The sequence below is a fragment of the Microbacterium canaveralium genome (genome assembly GCF_047238045.1).
GTDB lineage: Bacteria > Actinomycetota > Actinomycetes > Actinomycetales > Microbacteriaceae > Microbacterium.
In genome coordinates this window covers 3,400,155-3,414,856 of the sequence record NZ_JBDFMA010000003.1, presented here as the reverse complement: position 1 = coordinate 3,414,856, position 14,702 = coordinate 3,400,155, and the positions used below count along the sequence as shown (strand labels likewise).

Sequence of the window (14,702 nt, the reverse complement as noted above, 5' to 3'; positions counted from 1 at the left end):
CCTCTCAGGTGGCAAAGCGTGCCCCCAACCCGCCATCGACGTCCCACGAGGCGCCGGTCACGAAGCTTGCCTCTGGGGATGCCAGGAAGGCGACCACGGCGGCGATCTCCTCCGGCTCGCCGACGCGCCCGAGTGGCTGCACGTCCTGCAGATGCTCCCAGGCCGCTTGAGGGTCGGGGCGTTCCTGGTACTGCGCGACCATGGGAGGGGTGCGCACGTAGCCCGGGCAGACGGCATTGACTCGGATGCCGTCGCTCGCCAGTTCTAGTGCCATTGATCGCGTGAGACCCAGCATCCCCGATTTGGCAGCGGCGTAGGGAAACAATCCCTTCCTTGTCAGATGGGCATGAATGGACGCGATATTGACCACTGAGCCACCGCCGGCGCGCAGGGCGGGAAGAGCGGCCCGGGTACACAGCCAGGCCGCCTTGAGATCGACGGACATGAGCCAGTCCCAATCCTCGCTCGTGAGATCGTCGATTGAGGCAGCTCGTCCCACGCCCGCGTTGTTCACCAGGACGTGCGCGCGACCAAGTTCTCGCTCGATGGCTTCGAACGCGTCGATGATTTGTTGTTCGTCGCCGACATCGCACGGGAAGAATCGGTGTCCGGGACCCAGCCGCTCGGCAGCAGCATGCCCGGTATCCACAGAGCGTCCGAGCATGGCCACGGTGTGTCCGCGTCGCGCGAGTGAGGCCGCGATGGCGAATCCGATGCCCTGCGTGCCGCCGGTGACGACGGCGACGCGGGGTGAGTCGGATTCGAGGGAAGTCATGCGCTGGCCAGGTCGGTCGACGCGGCGCTCGTCTTCTGGGAGTCGATGTCTGCCAGGCGCTCGGCGAGAGCATCTCGGATGTACTTCTGCGAGTCGCTTCCGGTCACCAGGCGGAGCGGCGCCGGAGTTACGTCGACCGAGGCGATGATCGCGGCTGCGACCTTTTCGGGATCGCTGATCGAGGGCAGCGCGGGGTTCTGGATCCCGCGGCTCATGGCGGCGGGTGTGCCGTCATACGCCGCCAGGGGCGTCGGAAGCTGCGAGCTATCGACACGGAAGCCGGTCGCGGCGCTCCCGGGCTCGACGATCGTCACGCCGATGCCGAACGGAGCGAGGTCGCGCGCGTTGCCCTCCATGAAGCCTTCCACGCCCCACTTGCTGGCGTGGTACAGGGAAGCCCCGGGGTTGGTCGCCTGGCCACCGTAGGTCGACACCTGGATGATGCGCCCGCCCTTCTGCTCGCGCAGGTGCGGCACCGCGGCGCGCAGCAGCTGGATCGGAGCGACGAGGTTGGTCGCAAGCTGAGCCTGGATCTGCTCGTCGGAAAGCTCCTCCGCCGCGCCGAAGAGGCCATAGCCGGCATTGCTGACGATCACGTCGATGCGCCCGAGCTCCGCGAATGCACGCTCGACGACGGCCCGGAGCTCATCGGTGTCGGTGACGTCCAGGTGTGCGGTCCAGAGTGCACCGCCGTAGGTGGCGGCGAGATCGTCCAGGGCCTGCGTGCGTCGAGCGGTCGCGGCTACGCGGTCCCCGCGGCGAAGGAGCTGCTCGGTCATGAGTCGGCCGAAGCCACTGCTGGCGCCGGTGATCAGCCAGGTACGACGTTCCACTGTCATGTTCCTCTCGTTGTCGTTCACGACCTCATCGTGCGGCCGATGCGGGAGGCAACCCAGGCCCTTCGATTACTGGTAGAAGCGGGGCCAGGCTCCGGGGTACATGAGGGGCCTCCGGCCGTATCGTCATTGCATGAAGAAGGACAACCCGCTCGGCGAGTTCTTGAGGGCTCGTCGCGAGCTGGTCCGACCGGAGGAGGTGGGCCTGCCCTCCGGATCGCGCCGTCGCGTCCCTGGGCTTCGGCGTGAGGAAGTCGCCACCCTTGCTGGGATCAGCGCCGAGTACTACCTGCGGCTCGAGCAGGGGAGAGACAGGCATCCTTCACAGCAAGTGCTGGACGCCCTCGGCGACGCTTTGCTCCTGGATCGGGAGAGTCGCGCTCACGCGAACGAGCTCGCACGCGATAGGGGACGTCGACAGCTGGACCGTCCCCTGCAGCCGTCGGACCTGGTTCCGCAGGGAATCGCGATGCTGCTCGAGACCTTGAATGTCCCCGCCTTCGTTATGAATCGTTACCGCGACGTACTGGCGGTGAACCGCACGGCGTCAGCCTTGGAGCCGTCGTTGAAAGTAGGGCGCAACCGGCTTATCTCGTTGTTCACGGACGAGACAGCCCGCTCCTACCATCCCGACTGGGAATCGAGCACCGCCTCCGTGGTCGGGCAGCTTCGAGCGGACATCGGAACGGACTATGGCGATCCACGCTTTCAGGCGCTCGTGGGTGAGCTGTCGCTCAGAAGCGACCGCTTCCTCATGCTGTGGTCGCGTCACGAGGTGCATGTCGGGGGATCAGCCGCGGCTCTCATCGACCACCCCGAGCTCGGGAGGCTGCACCTCATGAGGGAAAAACTCTCCGTGGGCGCCGATGGTCTCGTCCTGGTCATCTATCACGCCGCGCCCGGGTCTGCGTCGGCGAACTCGCTCCAACGCCTCTTCTCCGGTACGGCGCGCTGACCCGGCGCTCGTTCGCTGCAGCGTCTCAGTCACTGCTGGGTGGCCTTGTCGGGGGCACGCCGCTGGTCGAGCACGCGGGAAAGCTGATCTCGCCCCTGCTTTTCTGGTATCTCAAAGATACTTGATGCCCTTGCGGGTAACCACTATCCCGGGAGGAGCATTTCGCCATGACCTCAGAACAAAAGACGGAAGAACCGCTGCCCACCTCGATGACGGCCATCGGCTACACCGCTAACCGGCCTGTCGATGCCCCTGACGCGCTCGTCTCTCAGACGATCCCGGTCCCGCAGGTCGGCCCACACGAATTGCTCGTCGAAGTGCGTGCCGTCAGCGTCAACCCCGTCGACGTGAAGCAGCGCGCGCACGCGAACCCCGACGGATTTCGAGTCCTGGGTTACGACGGCGCGGGTGTCGTGGTCGCCAAGGGCGAGTCGGTCGCTCTGTTCGAAGAAGGAGACCACGTCTACTACGCCGGTGCCATCGACCGACCGGGCTCGAACGCGCGGTACCAGGCCGTGGACGAGCGCATCACAGGACGCAAGCCCGCGTCTCTGTCCTGGGCGGATGCTGCCGCGCTGCCGCTGACCACCCTCACGGCCTACGAGGCGCTGTTCGACAAGCTCCGACTGACAGATGCGAGCGTCGGCACACTACTGATCGTCGGAGCTGCTGGCGGGGTCGGCTCGATCATGATCCAGCTCGCTAAAGTCCTCGATCCTCGCGTTCGAGTCATCGGGACCGCGTCTCGCCCCGAGACGCGGGAGTGGGTGCTATCGCTGGGAGCCGACGAGGTCGTGGATCACGCCGGAGACCTGGCGGAGAGCGTCCTTGCCGCAGCCCCGGATGGCGTCGACTGGATCTTCACGGCCGCGTCGGCCAAGCCCGGCGCTATCTCCTCCTACGTGCGTATCGCCAAGCCCTTCGGGCACATCGTCGCAATCGACGACCCTCACCGCCTCGACGTCGTCAGCCTGAAGAGCAAGGCGCTGTCCTGGCACTGGGAGTTCATGTTCGCCCGATCGCTCCACCAGACCGCCGACATGATCGAGCAACACCGCATCCTCAACCGAGTTGCCGAGTTGGTGGACGAGGGACGCGTCCGGACGACGGCTACCGAGCGTCTCTCGCCGATCAATACTCCGAACTTGGTCGCCGCCCATAGGGCCGTCGAGTCGGGGCGCGCGATCGGCAAGGTCGTCATCTCCGACGAGTGACGCGCCTGCTGCCGCTTATCACCGAACTCCGGTGCACTCGCGTGTGCCGGTCCACCTACAAGAAGGAAGACATCATGACCACCCCCTATGACCACCTGCCCACCGTCCCCGCGCTGACTCTGACCAGCGCCGACGTCGAGGATGGCGGCGAGTTCGCGACCGCCCAGTACTCGGCCGTGTTCGGCGTCCCCGGCGGGCAGGACCGTTCTCCGCAGCTCAGCTGGAGCGGGGCACCTGAGACCGCGAAGAGCTTCGTGGTCTCGGTGTACGACCCTGAGGCTCCCACCCCGTCCGGCTTCTGGCACTGGATGGTCGTCGACATCCCCGCAGAAACGACCGAGCTGCCTTCCGGCGTTACCGAGTTGCCCGGGCAGGCATGGACGGTCCAGAACGACGCCCGTGCAGCGCAGTTCATCGGATCGGCGCCTCCCGTAGGGGCGACCGACCACTATGCGATCGCGGTTCAGGCTCTTGACATCGCCAGTGTCACGGAGCTCGGGCTCGACTCCGAGGCGACGCCGGCTTTCGTGTCGTTCAACATCCTTCCCCACGTCGTCGCCCGCGGTGTGATCACCGCGATCGGCCGCCGATGACGTCGCTCCGAGGACGTCGCGTCCTCATCGTCGGCGGAGGGTCGGGAATCGGTCGCACGATAGCCTCCCGGGCCTCCGCCGACGGTGCTGACGTCTTCGTCGCGGGCAGGCACGTGGAGGACCTCGACGTGACCGACGGTATCCATGCCATCTCGCTCGACCTGGCGGATGAGTCGTCGATCAGGCGCGCCTCAGCGGAGCTCGGAGCCGTCGATGCGATTGTCGCGCTAGCTGCCGATCACGCTAATGGACCGCTCGCGACGCTCGACGCCGATCGAGTGCGGCGCGCCTTCGACGCGAAGGTAATCGGGCCGATCCTGTTGGCGAAGCACTTCGCGCCAATGATGCCGGCGGATGGTGTGATCGTGTTGTTCTCCGGCGTCGCCGCAAGTCGGCCCAGCCCAGATCTGGTTGTGATGGCGACCGGAAACCGCGCTGCTGAGGGTCTCGCCGATGCCCTTGCCGTCGAACTGGCACCTGTCCGTGTCGTGGCGGTGTCCCCTGGCATCATTGACTCGGGGGCATGGGACGCGATGGGCGTGGATCAAAAGAGGCAGTTCTTCTCTTCCAGGGCCGCAGCGAATCCGGCGCGACGGATCGGCTCGCCGGAGGATGTCGCGGATGTGGTCATCCTCGCACTGACCAACCCGTTCCTCACCGCGACGACGCTTCACATCGACGGCGGCGGCCGACTCGCCTGAGATTGCCGCGGCGTCCCGGCTCGTCAGTGCTGGGTGACGGTCTCGTTCACCCAGTTGCGGAGATGAGCGAGCGGGGACGCCGCGCTCAAGCCCAGAGGGGTGAGCGAGTACTCGACCCGCAGCGGCACCTCGGCGAACACCACTCGGTCGACCAGGGAGGCAGCCTCAAGGCGCTTCAGCGTCGCCGACAGCACCTTCGGGGTCACCCCTTCAAGCGTGCGCTTCAGCTCGCCGAACCGCAGTGGGCCGTCTTCGAGTGCGCCGATTGCCAGGGCGGTCCACTTGTTCGCCAGAAGGTCCAGCATGTCGCGGCACGGGCAGGCTGCGGCGTAGACATCATTGCGACTGCAGTCCTCTTCGTGATTCGAATCACCATGGCCGGCGATCAGTGACAACGTGCGCCTCCCGATATCTCAACGATCTCAGGTAGCAAATGTATACCAGCGGCGGGGCGGCGGATGCGTGGGCCTTGTGACCGTGATCGAGCGCAGCTGCGCTCCTGAGCTACTCGGCGAGGAAGGATCGCATCTGCTCGAGTGCCAGGCAAGCTCCGTACCGACGATGGTGAAGTCGTCTTTCTCAAGGCAAGCGAGCAGGGCCTTCTCCGAGGCCTGCAGCACAATCGCGCAATGCATCCGCGCGGCGGAGTGATCATCGCGGTCAGAGTTTCGCTCGGTGAGGGCGGACTGCAGGCGCGAGATCCATTCATCCTGCTGCTGAAGGTGCCGGCGCCGAGCGCCGGCTCAGCGGGTGTCGCTCCCGAGGACATTGAGAACGTCTTCATTACTCACCTTCACCTTGACCGCGTCGGCGGGTTGATGAAGGACGGTCAGCCGTTCTTCCCTCGCGCGACCGCGTACTTCGGGCGCGAAGACTGGGCCGAGCTCGTCGAAGACGTCCCGGACGATGATCCGGCACGGGTGCTCATGCACCAGGCGGAAAGCGCGGGAATCCTTCGCACCTACGAGCCGGAAGACGTCGAGGTACTTGCCGGGGTGACGGCCATCCATGTCCCCGGGCACACCCCAGGGCACGTGATGATCCAGCTCGAGTCGAAGGGCGAGAAGATCTGGTTCGTTGGAGACCTCATCGAGCACCCTGGGCAGCTCATCGACGCGGGCATCCACTTCATGACGGATGTGGACCGCGACCTTCCTGCGAGCGAGCGCGCCCGCCTTTTCGCTCAGGCGAAGGGGGAGGCGATCGTGATCGCCGCCGCGCATCTCGATAACCCGGTGTTCCGGCGTATCAGCGCCCAGAACACTTGGACCGACGCCACGCTCAGCTGATTGTGCGCCAGCGCGGTGCCCCTGACCAGGCACGGAGAGGGGCACCGCGCCACCGAAGGGACACCCATGACAACCCGATCAGCCGCAGACACCTTCGTTCCCACGGCGACTCGCCGTGCCCATGGTTATCGGGGCCCTGCTGAACCCCCTCGCCACCGCTCCCGCTCGCCCCGCTGTCGCCAAGATCACGAACGACGTCCAGCGCATCGCCTCGTCGGGCGAGTACGACGGCATGATCTGGACCCAGGGGAGCCCGCAGATCGACGAGACGGCGTATTGGCTGAACCTCCTCATCGACCTGACGCTGCCTGATGGCGGCTCTCATGAAGTTCGGCGCACTGCCGATCGCGAACGATCCCTCCCACCCGAGCGCGGAGGAGCGCGTAGCGACAGCCGCTGCCGTCGCGCGCTACCAGCAGATCTTCGACACGCACTGACGACGACCCATGCCGACAGACGCCCTCGCTCGCGCCGCGGCCGCCGGTCCGCTCAGCCCTCGAGGAACGGGTAGTCCGTGTATCCGCGCTCGTCCGGACCGTAGACCGAGGCCTGATCCACCGTGTTCTGCTCGGCGCCGCGCTCCCAGCGCGTGACGAGGTCGGGGTTGGCGATGGCGGGGCGCCCGACGGCGACGAGGTCGGCGATGTCGTCGTCGATGGCCTGCACGGCCTCGTCGCGGGTGGTGACGCGCGAGAAGCCGGTGTTCACGATGAATGCGCCGCCGAAGGCGCGGCGGAGGTCCTGGATCAGGTCGCTCGCCGGGTCGTGGTGCAGCACGCTGAGGTACGCCATGCCCAGGGGCGCGAGCCCGGCGACGAGCGCCGCGTAAGTGGCGCGGGTCTCGACGTCGTCCTTCTCCCAGACGTCCTGGATGTTGTGGGCGGGAGAGATCCGGATGCCGACGCGACCGGCGCCGATCTCGTCGGCCACGGCTCGCGCGACCTCGATGACGAATCGGGCGCGAGCCTCGGGCGAACCGCCGTAGCCGTCGGTGCGCTGGTTCGACGCGGGCGAGAGGAACTCGTGCAGGAGGTAGCCGTTCGCCGAGTGCAGCTCGACACCGTCGAGGCCGGCATCCACTGCTCTGCGAGCCGCGGCGACGAACTCGTCGCGGACGGTCGCGAGCTCGTCGGTCTCGAGTGCGTGCGGCACGGGGTAGGCGACCTTCGAACCGTCGGCGAGGCGGGTCTCGCCCTCGATCGCGATCGCCGAAGGGGCCACGATGCGGTCGGTGCCGGTGATGTCGGTGTGCGAGACGCGCCCGCCGTTCATGAGCTGCAGGAAGACCGTGCCGCCCTCGGCGTGCACGGCATCCGCCACCTTCGCCCAACCCGCCGCCTGCTCGTCGGTGACGATGCCCGGCTGGCCCGCGTACGAGCGCGACTCGGCGCTCGGGAACACGCCCTCGGTCACCAGCAGCCCGATGCCCGCGCGCTGCGCGTAGTAGGTCGCGATGAGGTGTCCGGGAACGCCGTCGGCGCTCGCGCGCAGGCGGGTCATCGGGGCGAGGGCGACACGGTTGCGGACGTCGACGGCGCCGACGGTGGTGGGGCTGAACAGGCTCACGGGTGTCCTTTCGGGGGGAAGCGGGGCAGGCTCTCCCCAACCGGGGGCGGGCGGCGGGTATTCCCCTATCCGGACCCCGCGGGGTCAGGGGAAGACGAGCACATCGCCGGGAACGATGCGCGTCTCGTCGGGTGAGACAGGCTCGCCGTCGAGTGTCAGCGTGGCCGGATCGACCGCGAATCGGACGCCGATGTCGGTGAGCGTGTCGTCCGTGCCCACGAGGTACGACGTCACCTTGCCGCTGGCTCCCGACACGACAACGAAGCCGTTCGCCCCCGGGCGCCGACCCATATCGGCGCCCGGTGCGGGGGAGGGGAACACCGAGAACTTGCCGGGATTCGCGGGGTCGTAGTCGTCCACGGCCGGGTCGTAGTAGTGGACGTTGGGCGGCAGGATGTCGCCGGGCTCGCCGATCAGCGCGCGGAAGTCGTTCGGGCAGCCCTCTGTGCCCTGGCACCGAAAGCCCTCGGGGTAGATGATCCACGGGCTGGATGCTTTGGCCCAGTCGGGCAGCTCGGTGACCGTGGGCGTCTTCTGCTGCACGGGCGACGCCGACGCCGCAGGGCCGGCCGCCGCAACCGGAACGGGTGTCACGTCGGAACCGAACATCGACACGACCGGTGCCGCCAGGGCAACCAGGCCGGCCACGACGAGGGCGGAGGCGACAAGCGTCATCACGCCGGCACGTTTCATGCACTCAGGGTGCCACGGCGGCGTTTCCGGCGTGACACCCGGCGGTGACGACTCGCGACGCTCGGCCGTACGATGGTGCCTCCCGAGCCCCACCGGAGGACCCCGCGATGACCGAGAACCCCCTCGCCCACCGGCTCGACTACACCCTCGCCGAGCTCGACGACGGCGCGCTCGCCGCCTCTCCGATCGCGCTGTTCCAGCGGTGGCTGGCCGATGCCGCCGATCTGCCCGAGCCGAACGCGATGGTGCTTTCGACGGTGGATGCCACGGGCTCGCCGACCTCGCGCACCGTTCTGTTGCGCGGGATCGACGACGACGGCGCGCTCTGGTTCTTCACGAACCGGCAGTCGCGGAAGGGGCGCGCGCTCGCCGAGAATCCGGCGGTGTCGGTGCTGTTCCCCTGGTACGCGCTGCAGCGGCAGATCATCGTGCTGGGCACGGCGACGCCGCTGCCGGCCGAGCGTGATGACGCGTACTTCGCGTCACGACCGCGGGGTTCGCGGCTGTCGGCCTGGGCGAGCCACCAGTCGGAGGTCGTGGCATCCCGAGCCGCCCTGGAGGAGCAGATGGCCGCCGTCTCAGCTCGCTTCGGCGATGATCAGCCGGTGCCGCGACCGCCGCACTGGGGCGGCTACCGCATCGAGCCGCGCGAGATCGAGTTCTGGCAGGGTCGTCCGTCGCGACTGCATGACCGGATCGTCTTCACGCGCGACGGCGACGGGTGGGCGGCGGTGCGTAGGCAGCCGTGAGTGGCCGCTAGATCCGCGGCACCGCCCCGCCCGCGACCCAGGCGCGCAGCGCGTCGAGGCGCGGTTCGTCGAGGCCGACCACGTCGACCGTCTTCACTCCGCCGATGCCGTCGGCATCCTTCCGTCCCGACCGGCGGGCGAGCCCGTCGGGCATCCGGTGCGCGGTGAAGTCGAGCGTCGAGTCGACGACCACGACCTCGTCGCCCGAGGGCAGATCCCGAGCCCGCTGGATCAGCGCCTGCACCTTCCAGTGTTCCCACAGCACGTTCGGCCCCGTGTCGATGCGGTCTTCGGTGGGGGCTGCCGGGAGTTCGGCGGCGTCCGGGAACCGGACGGTGTCGGCCAGGCCGAGGTGCTCCGCGAGCTCGCGCAGGGCGTCGGGGTCGGTCAGGCGGCGGGTATGCCAGACGATGTCGGCGCCCGCGCCCGCGAGTTCACGGATGCCCTCGACCACGGGGATACGGACGAAGAACCGCCCGTCCGGGGTTACCGCGCCGTCGTCGGGAACCGGGAGCGACGCGTAGTCCCGCCCTTCCTTCATCGCGGCGTAGTCGTGGGCGGGCGAGTCAATCTCGACGAGCAGCACTCCCTCCACGCCGAGCAGGATCGTGTGGCGGGTCATTCCGGGAGTCTGCCAGGCGAACCCCGTAATCAGTCCGCGCTCGAGCGCCGGCTCCACGGGATCTCGCGGCCGGCGATCTGCGCCGAGACGCCCTCATCGTCGAGGAGGGTCGCGAGGGCGTCGCGCGTGGCGCGGAGCACGTCGCCGCCGAGCAGGTGCCGTAGACGTTCCTCGAACGCCGCCCGCGCCGCGCGTGCCACGGCGATCGCCTCACGGCCGGCGTCGGTGAGGCGCACGTGGCGGGCGCGTCTGTCGTCGGGGGAGACGATGCGCGTGACCAGTCCCAGTCGCTCGAGCTCGAGGACGTGCTTCGACGCGCCCTGCTGCGTCATGCCGAGGTCGGCGGCCAGGTCGGTGATCGACTGTTCGCCCGTCAGGAGGCGCTGAAAGACGTAGCCGTGCGCCGGACGGAGTTCGATGCCCTTCTCGCGCAGGGCCGACAGGACGGCGTCGTTCGCGACCGTCCCGGCGAGCGAGAGCAGCGTCGCCGTGTCGAGATCGGCGGGCGACGTCGGGTCGGTTCCATGAGCCATCGGCATCCCTTCTGGAATTCACAACCACGGTTGTGCAATTATGTCGCCATGAACGGAGCGAACTCAAATCCCGCCCTCTCCACCTGCGTCGAGGACGTCGTCCGGCGCTACTACGCCCTCGTGTCCGACCTGTCATCCGCCGAGGATGATCTGCGCCGGGTGCTCGCACCCGACGTCTCCGTCGTCGAGCACCCCAACGCCCTCGTCCGCTCGGGCGCGCGGCGCGACCTCGCGCAGACTCTCGAGGGATTCCATCGCGGCAAGGCGATCCTCCGCGCGCAGACCTTCGACGTGCACGACGTCCTCGTGCAGGGAGACCGTGCCGCCGTTCGCGCGACGTGGACGGGTGTCATCGCGCACGACGTCGGCCCGTTCCGGGCGGGTCAGGCGCTCATTGCGCACGTCGCCGCGATGCTGGTCGTGCGCGACGGACTCGTCGTCGAGCACGAGACCTTCGACTGCTACGAGCCCTTCGATACGGTGGCCGCATGACCGAGCCCGTCCCCTCGCCCTGGGTCCCCACCTGGGACGCGGCCGCCATCGACGACCTCCGCGCGCGGCTCGCCCGCACCCGCCCGCCCGTGACCCCGCCCGACACGGGGTGGTCGAAGGGGGTGGATGCCGAGTACCTCGCGGATCTGCTCGCCTACTGGCGCGATGGCTTCGATTTCGAGGCCGCGCTCGCCGGCATCCAGCGCTTCCCGTGGTTCGAGGCGGAGGTGTCGCCTTCGGTACGGCTGCGGTTCATCCATCGCGAGGGCGTCGGTGCGCGTATCCCGCTGCTGCTCTGCCACGGCTGGCCCGATTCGGCGTGGCGATACGCCGACGTGATCGACAGGCTGGCCGACCCGGCGGCGTCGGGCGGCGACCCCGGTGACGCGTTCGAAGTCATCGTGCCCGAGATGCCGGGGTACGGGTTCTCGCCCGCCGCGGATCCGGCCCTGGATGCCAGGGGTGTCGCCGACGCGTTCGCCTCGCTCATGCAGAGCCTCGGTCACGACCGGTACGTCGTCGCCGGCGGTGACATCGGCAGCTCGGTTGCGCGCTTTGTGGCGCTGAACCACCCCGACCGTGTGATCGCCGTGCACCGGATGGATGTCGGCATCCCGGTCTTCACCGGCGACCCGGCGACGCTCGCACCCGATGAGCGCGCGTTCCTCGCCGCGGTGCAGTCGTGGTCGGCGGCCGAGGGGGCGTACGCCGCCATGCACCGCACCAAACCCGCCACGATCGCCGCCGCACTGTCGGATTCGCCGGCCGGACTCGCGGCCTGGATCGTCGAGAAGCTGCAGTCGTGGACCGACGCGCGCGGGGGAGTTCTGGGCGGCATCTCACGGGATGCCGTGCTGACCTTGCTCACGACGACCTGGGTGACGAACAACATCGGCCCTTCGATGCGGATGTACCGAGCGAACGGGGCTATTCCGCCGACGGAGCTCTTGCGGAAGGTCGAGCGGCCGTCGGGCTTCACGCTCTACCCGGGCGACCTGCTCGCGCCGCCGCGAGCCTGGGCGGAGCGCATCGCCGCGGTCGAGAGCTTTCGCGTCGCGGGACGGGGCGGCCACTTCGCGCCGCGCGAGGTTCCCGACGAGTACGCCGCGGAGTTGAGGAATTTCTTCCGGGCGTACCGCTGACCGACCGGCGGGAATACCTCGCGCAGCTCTGCGTTTTACCTGACGTGTCAGCAAGATTGAACGCCTCAGAACTCGACGCGTGGCAGCGTCTGCAATCCGTCACCGAGATGCTGCGGCGGGAGGTTGGGCGCGGACTGCGGTCGGACGCCGACCTCTCCGACGCCGAGTTCACCGTGCTCGCCCACTTGGTCGAGGCCGGGGGAGAGGCTCGGCCGTCGGAGGTATCGCGGTCGATCGGCTGGGAGTCCAGCCGCGTCGCGCATCAGCTCGGGCGGCTTGAGCGCCGTGGGTTGCTGGAGCGGGCCGCGGGTGGCGGGGACGATGGGCGCGCGCAGCGCATCACCCTCACGACGGCGGGGCGCGACGCGCACCGGCGCGCGGTTGGGCCCCACCTTCGCGCGGCCAAACGCTGGTTCGCGGACGCGCTGGATGCCGAGCAGGTCGAGGAGCTCCGTGGCATCCTGTCGGCCCTGGAGACCCACGCGGCGCGAATCGCCGCGACGGCCGAGGAGCGTGACGCGTGAGCGGCGACCTGACCGGCGCGGTGGTCGTCGTCGTCGGTGGATCCGGCGGTGTCGGTGAGGGTGTCGTGCGCGCGCTCGTCGCGGCCGGTGCCACGGTCATCGCGACCGGGCGGGAAGAGCGGCGGCTCGCCGCCCTGCGTGAGCGCATCGCCGGCCCGGGGCGGCTCGTCACCGAGGTGCTCGACACCGACGTCGAGCTCGACGCGCGGGTGCGCGCGCTCGCGGAGCGGCACGGACCTTTCGACGGCGTGGTGTTCAGCGTCGCATCGTGGGGCGACCAGGGGCGCAAGCCCGCGCTCGCGATCACCGACGACGAGTGGGACCACCTCATCGACGCGAATCTCACGAGCGGGTTCCGGCTGCTGCGGGCGTTCGTTCCCGTGACGAAACGCACCGGCATGATCGCGCGGCTCGACGGAATGAGCGCCGAGCTTCCCTTCCCCGGAGCTGCGGTGGTGGCCCTGAGCGGCGCCGCGACAAAGTCGCTCATGCGTACGGTGGCCGCCGAACTGGGCGGGCGGGGGCCGCGCATCTACGAGGTCATCCTCGGGGTCGTGCGCACGCGAGCGAGACAGGAGGCGGGAGTCGACGACCTCCGCTGGCTCGACGGTGAGGAGATCGGCGCGCACCTGGGCGCCCTGGTCGACGGGAGCAGCCCGCTGTCGGGTGCGACAGTGCAGTACTTCGTCGACAAGGCCGCCGGGCCGCAGGCCGAGCTGGGACGGTTCTGATGACACTCGAGATCATCCGGCCCGGAGATCGCGCGTACGGATCGGTTCGGCACGTGTACTCCGCGACCGGTTCGCCGGCGGCGGTCGCGCTTCCCCGTTCCAGCGTCGAGGTCGCGCGGGCGCTGGAGTTCGCGCGTGCGCAGCCGGGACCCCTCGCGATCCGCAGCGGCGGTCACGGCATCAGCAGCATCTCGACCAACGACGGCGGTACGGTGATCGATCTGCGCCGGATGGATGCCGTCCACCACCTCGGCGGCTCCCGGTTGCGGGTCGGGCCCGGCGCGCGATGGGGAGCCGTCGCCCGCGCGGCGTACGGCTGGGGACTCGCGCTCACCTCGGGCGACTCCGGTGACGTCGGTGTCGGCGGCCTTGCGACGACGGGCGGCATCGGGCTGCTCGGGCGGGCGCAGGGTCTCACCATCGACCGGCTGCGCGCGGCGGAGATGGTGACGGCCGACGGGCGCGTGCTGCGGCTTTCCGCCGACGAGCATCCCGACCTGTTCTGGGCCGTCCGGGGCGCGGGGGCGAACGTGGGCATCGTGACGTCGTTCGAGTTCGAGGCCGGGACGACGCCGGTGGTCGCTCGCGCATACGTCATGTTCGACCTCGCCGATCCGGTCGGGTTCCTGGAGCGGTGGGGAGCGACGGTCGAGGCGGCTCCGCGCGAGGTCTCGGCGTTCCTCTACGTCGGCGGGGGTCCGCGGCCGTTCGCCCAGGCGACGATCGTCTACGCCGGCGACGGGACGGATGCCGCGACCCGCGCACTGCAGCCGTTCGTCGCCCTCCCCGGCGTGACGGGTCAGCGTGCCGAGCTCGTGCCGTACCCCGAGGTGCCGCTCGCCTCGGGCGCTCCGCACACGGGGCAGCAGGCCGCGGTCATGCACGGTGGTCTCGCGACGCACCTCGACCGCGAGCTCGCGGGGCGGCTCGGCAACCTGCTGCGCTCGCCGGGTGTCGACATGCTGCAGATCCGGAGCGCCGGCGGAGCCATCAACGACACGGCCCCGGATGCCACGGCCTACGCCCACCGGCACCAGAACTTCTCGGTGACCGCCGTCGCCGGCAGTGCGGGTGCGGCGTTCGATGCGGCATGGGGGCCGGTGCGCGAGGTGCTCGACGGTCTGTATTTGAGCTTCGAGTCGACGCATCGGCCCGACGACGTGCATCGGGCGTTCCCCCCGGCGACCCTCGAGCGGCTGCGGCGGATCAAGGGGGAGTGGGACCCGGACGACGTGTTCTCGCAGAACTTCGACGTGGGCGTGCCGACGGCGTGAGTTTGTTGCCCTC

18 protein-coding genes are annotated in these 14,702 nt (G+C 69.1%); 11 read left to right on the top strand and 7 right to left on the bottom strand.

The window, feature by feature from the left end:
* Window positions 1–4 precede the first annotated feature (4 nt).
* Together ABC271_RS17250 and ABC271_RS17245 are read right to left on the bottom strand one after the other, a co-directional pair.
* Entirely contained in the window at window positions 5–775 is a 771-nt protein-coding gene (locus ABC271_RS17250; RefSeq protein ID WP_412926067.1) for an SDR family NAD(P)-dependent oxidoreductase, read from the bottom strand.
* Window positions 772–1,614, bottom strand: coding sequence for an SDR family oxidoreductase (locus ABC271_RS17245; RefSeq protein ID WP_412926066.1), 843 nt, complete (start codon window positions 1,612–1,614; stop codon window positions 772–774). The genes ABC271_RS17250 and ABC271_RS17245 overlap by 4 nt, the downstream gene beginning before the upstream one ends.
* Before the next feature lie 130 nt (window positions 1,615–1,744).
* Here ABC271_RS17245 and ABC271_RS17240 point away from each other — a divergent pair, with 130 nt between their 5' ends.
* The 4 genes from ABC271_RS17240 (at window position 1,745) to ABC271_RS17225 (ending at window position 5,074) form a co-directional block, all read left to right on the top strand.
* Window positions 1,745–2,566, top strand: coding sequence for a helix-turn-helix transcriptional regulator (locus tag ABC271_RS17240; RefSeq protein ID WP_412926065.1), 822 nt, complete (start codon window positions 1,745–1,747; stop codon window positions 2,564–2,566).
* Window positions 2,567–2,733: 167 nt separating this feature from the next.
* Window positions 2,734–3,780, top strand: a complete 1,047-nt coding sequence (locus tag ABC271_RS17235) for a zinc-binding alcohol dehydrogenase family protein (protein ID WP_412926064.1) — start codon at window positions 2,734–2,736, stop codon at window positions 3,778–3,780.
* 74 nt (window positions 3,781–3,854) lie between these two features.
* On the top strand, window positions 3,855–4,373 hold the full coding sequence (locus ABC271_RS17230) for a YbhB/YbcL family Raf kinase inhibitor-like protein (RefSeq protein ID WP_412926063.1): 519 nt from the start codon (window positions 3,855–3,857) through the stop codon (window positions 4,371–4,373).
* Window positions 4,370–5,074 carry an SDR family oxidoreductase gene (locus ABC271_RS17225; protein WP_412926062.1) on the top strand — a complete coding sequence of 235 codons (705 nt, stop codon included), beginning with the start codon at window positions 4,370–4,372 and terminating at the stop codon, window positions 5,072–5,074. The genes ABC271_RS17230 and ABC271_RS17225 overlap by 4 nt, the downstream gene beginning before the upstream one ends.
* Window positions 5,075–5,097: 23 nt before the next feature.
* Here the strand turns inward: ABC271_RS17225 and ABC271_RS17220 are convergent, their stop codons facing one another.
* Window positions 5,098–5,379, bottom strand: coding sequence for a winged helix-turn-helix transcriptional regulator (locus ABC271_RS17220; RefSeq protein WP_412926061.1), 282 nt, complete (start codon window positions 5,377–5,379; stop codon window positions 5,098–5,100).
* Between the two features lie 324 nt (window positions 5,380–5,703).
* Here ABC271_RS17220 and ABC271_RS17215 point away from each other — a divergent pair, with 324 nt between their 5' ends.
* Window positions 5,704–6,363: an MBL fold metallo-hydrolase gene (locus tag ABC271_RS17215; protein ID WP_412926060.1), complete on the top strand. Its 660-nt coding sequence runs from the start codon at window positions 5,704–5,706 to the stop codon at window positions 6,361–6,363.
* 489 nt (window positions 6,364–6,852) lie between these two features.
* Here the strand turns inward: ABC271_RS17215 and ABC271_RS17210 are convergent, their stop codons facing one another.
* Together ABC271_RS17210 and ABC271_RS17205 are read right to left on the bottom strand one after the other, a co-directional pair.
* On the bottom strand, window positions 6,853–7,929 hold the full coding sequence (locus ABC271_RS17210) for an alkene reductase (protein WP_412926059.1): 1,077 nt from the start codon (window positions 7,927–7,929) through the stop codon (window positions 6,853–6,855).
* 84 nt (window positions 7,930–8,013) lie between these two features.
* A complete protein-coding gene (locus ABC271_RS17205; protein WP_412926058.1) occupies window positions 8,014–8,622 on the bottom strand; it encodes a hypothetical protein in 609 nt (202 codons plus the stop codon).
* Between the two features lie 107 nt (window positions 8,623–8,729).
* Between ABC271_RS17205 and pdxH the strand changes: the two genes are divergently transcribed.
* On the top strand, window positions 8,730–9,371 hold the full coding sequence (pdxH, locus tag ABC271_RS17200; RefSeq protein WP_412926057.1) for a pyridoxamine 5'-phosphate oxidase: 642 nt from the start codon (window positions 8,730–8,732) through the stop codon (window positions 9,369–9,371).
* A gap of 7 nt (window positions 9,372–9,378) precedes the next feature.
* Here pdxH and ABC271_RS17195 read toward each other — a convergent pair whose 3' ends face one another.
* A complete protein-coding gene (locus tag ABC271_RS17195; protein WP_412926056.1) occupies window positions 9,379–9,993 on the bottom strand; it encodes a hypothetical protein in 615 nt (204 codons plus the stop codon).
* A 29-nt stretch (window positions 9,994–10,022) separates the two neighbouring features.
* Window positions 10,023–10,526, bottom strand: coding sequence for a MarR family winged helix-turn-helix transcriptional regulator (locus tag ABC271_RS17190; protein WP_412926055.1), 504 nt, complete (start codon window positions 10,524–10,526; stop codon window positions 10,023–10,025).
* A 48-nt stretch (window positions 10,527–10,574) separates the two neighbouring features.
* On the opposite strand from ABC271_RS17190, the gene ABC271_RS17185 reads away from it, so the two are divergent.
* The 5 genes from ABC271_RS17185 to ABC271_RS17165 are packed head-to-tail and all read left to right on the top strand — an operon-like array spanning window position 10,575 to window position 14,689.
* Window positions 10,575–11,018, top strand: a complete 444-nt coding sequence (locus ABC271_RS17185) for a nuclear transport factor 2 family protein (protein ID WP_412926054.1) — start codon at window positions 10,575–10,577, stop codon at window positions 11,016–11,018.
* The gene (locus ABC271_RS17180; RefSeq protein ID WP_412926053.1) at window positions 11,015–12,160 is read left to right on the top strand and encodes an epoxide hydrolase family protein; all 1,146 of its coding nucleotides are present in this window, start codon (window positions 11,015–11,017) and stop codon (window positions 12,158–12,160) included. Before ABC271_RS17185 ends, ABC271_RS17180 begins: the two co-directional genes overlap by 4 nt.
* A gap of 56 nt (window positions 12,161–12,216) precedes the next feature.
* Window positions 12,217–12,684, top strand: a complete 468-nt coding sequence (locus tag ABC271_RS17175) for a MarR family winged helix-turn-helix transcriptional regulator (RefSeq protein WP_412926052.1) — start codon at window positions 12,217–12,219, stop codon at window positions 12,682–12,684.
* The gene (locus ABC271_RS17170; protein WP_412926051.1) at window positions 12,681–13,415 is read left to right on the top strand and encodes an SDR family NAD(P)-dependent oxidoreductase; all 735 of its coding nucleotides are present in this window, start codon (window positions 12,681–12,683) and stop codon (window positions 13,413–13,415) included. The genes ABC271_RS17175 and ABC271_RS17170 overlap by 4 nt, the downstream gene beginning before the upstream one ends.
* Entirely contained in the window at window positions 13,415–14,689 is a 1,275-nt protein-coding gene (locus ABC271_RS17165) for an FAD-binding oxidoreductase (protein WP_412926050.1), read from the top strand. The genes ABC271_RS17170 and ABC271_RS17165 overlap by 1 nt, the downstream gene beginning before the upstream one ends.
* Window positions 14,690–14,702: the final 13 nt, after the last annotated feature.

What these genes read in the sequence shown, in the direction of transcription:
- ABC271_RS17220 (WP_412926061.1), bottom strand. Translation starts at nt 5,379, where the DNA reads ATGCTGGACCTTCTGGCGAACAAGTGGACCGCCCTGGCAATCGGCGCA.
- ABC271_RS17235 (WP_412926064.1), top strand. Translation starts at nt 2,734, where the DNA reads ATGACCTCAGAACAAAAGACGGAAGAACCGCTGCCCACCTCGATGACG.
- ABC271_RS17245 (WP_412926066.1), bottom strand. Translation starts at nt 1,614, where the DNA reads ATGACAGTGGAACGTCGTACCTGGCTGATCACCGGCGCCAGCAGTGGC.
- ABC271_RS17205 (WP_412926058.1), bottom strand. Translation starts at nt 8,622, where the DNA reads ATGAAACGTGCCGGCGTGATGACGCTTGTCGCCTCCGCCCTCGTCGTG.
- ABC271_RS17180 (WP_412926053.1), top strand. Translation starts at nt 11,015, where the DNA reads ATGACCGAGCCCGTCCCCTCGCCCTGGGTCCCCACCTGGGACGCGGCC.
- ABC271_RS17225 (WP_412926062.1), top strand. Translation starts at nt 4,370, where the DNA reads ATGACGTCGCTCCGAGGACGTCGCGTCCTCATCGTCGGCGGAGGGTCG.
- pdxH (WP_412926057.1), top strand. Translation starts at nt 8,730, where the DNA reads ATGACCGAGAACCCCCTCGCCCACCGGCTCGACTACACCCTCGCCGAG.
- ABC271_RS17215 (WP_412926060.1), top strand. Translation starts at nt 5,704, where the DNA reads ATGCATCCGCGCGGCGGAGTGATCATCGCGGTCAGAGTTTCGCTCGGT.
- ABC271_RS17190 (WP_412926055.1), bottom strand. Translation starts at nt 10,526, where the DNA reads ATGGCTCATGGAACCGACCCGACGTCGCCCGCCGATCTCGACACGGCG.
- ABC271_RS17230 (WP_412926063.1), top strand. Translation starts at nt 3,855, where the DNA reads ATGACCACCCCCTATGACCACCTGCCCACCGTCCCCGCGCTGACTCTG.
- ABC271_RS17250 (WP_412926067.1), bottom strand. Translation starts at nt 775, where the DNA reads ATGACTTCCCTCGAATCCGACTCACCCCGCGTCGCCGTCGTCACCGGC.
- ABC271_RS17240 (WP_412926065.1), top strand. Translation starts at nt 1,745, where the DNA reads ATGAAGAAGGACAACCCGCTCGGCGAGTTCTTGAGGGCTCGTCGCGAG.
- ABC271_RS17195 (WP_412926056.1), bottom strand. Translation starts at nt 9,993, where the DNA reads ATGACCCGCCACACGATCCTGCTCGGCGTGGAGGGAGTGCTGCTCGTC.
- ABC271_RS17165 (WP_412926050.1), top strand. Translation starts at nt 13,415, where the DNA reads ATGACACTCGAGATCATCCGGCCCGGAGATCGCGCGTACGGATCGGTT.
- ABC271_RS17185 (WP_412926054.1), top strand. Translation starts at nt 10,575, where the DNA reads ATGAACGGAGCGAACTCAAATCCCGCCCTCTCCACCTGCGTCGAGGAC.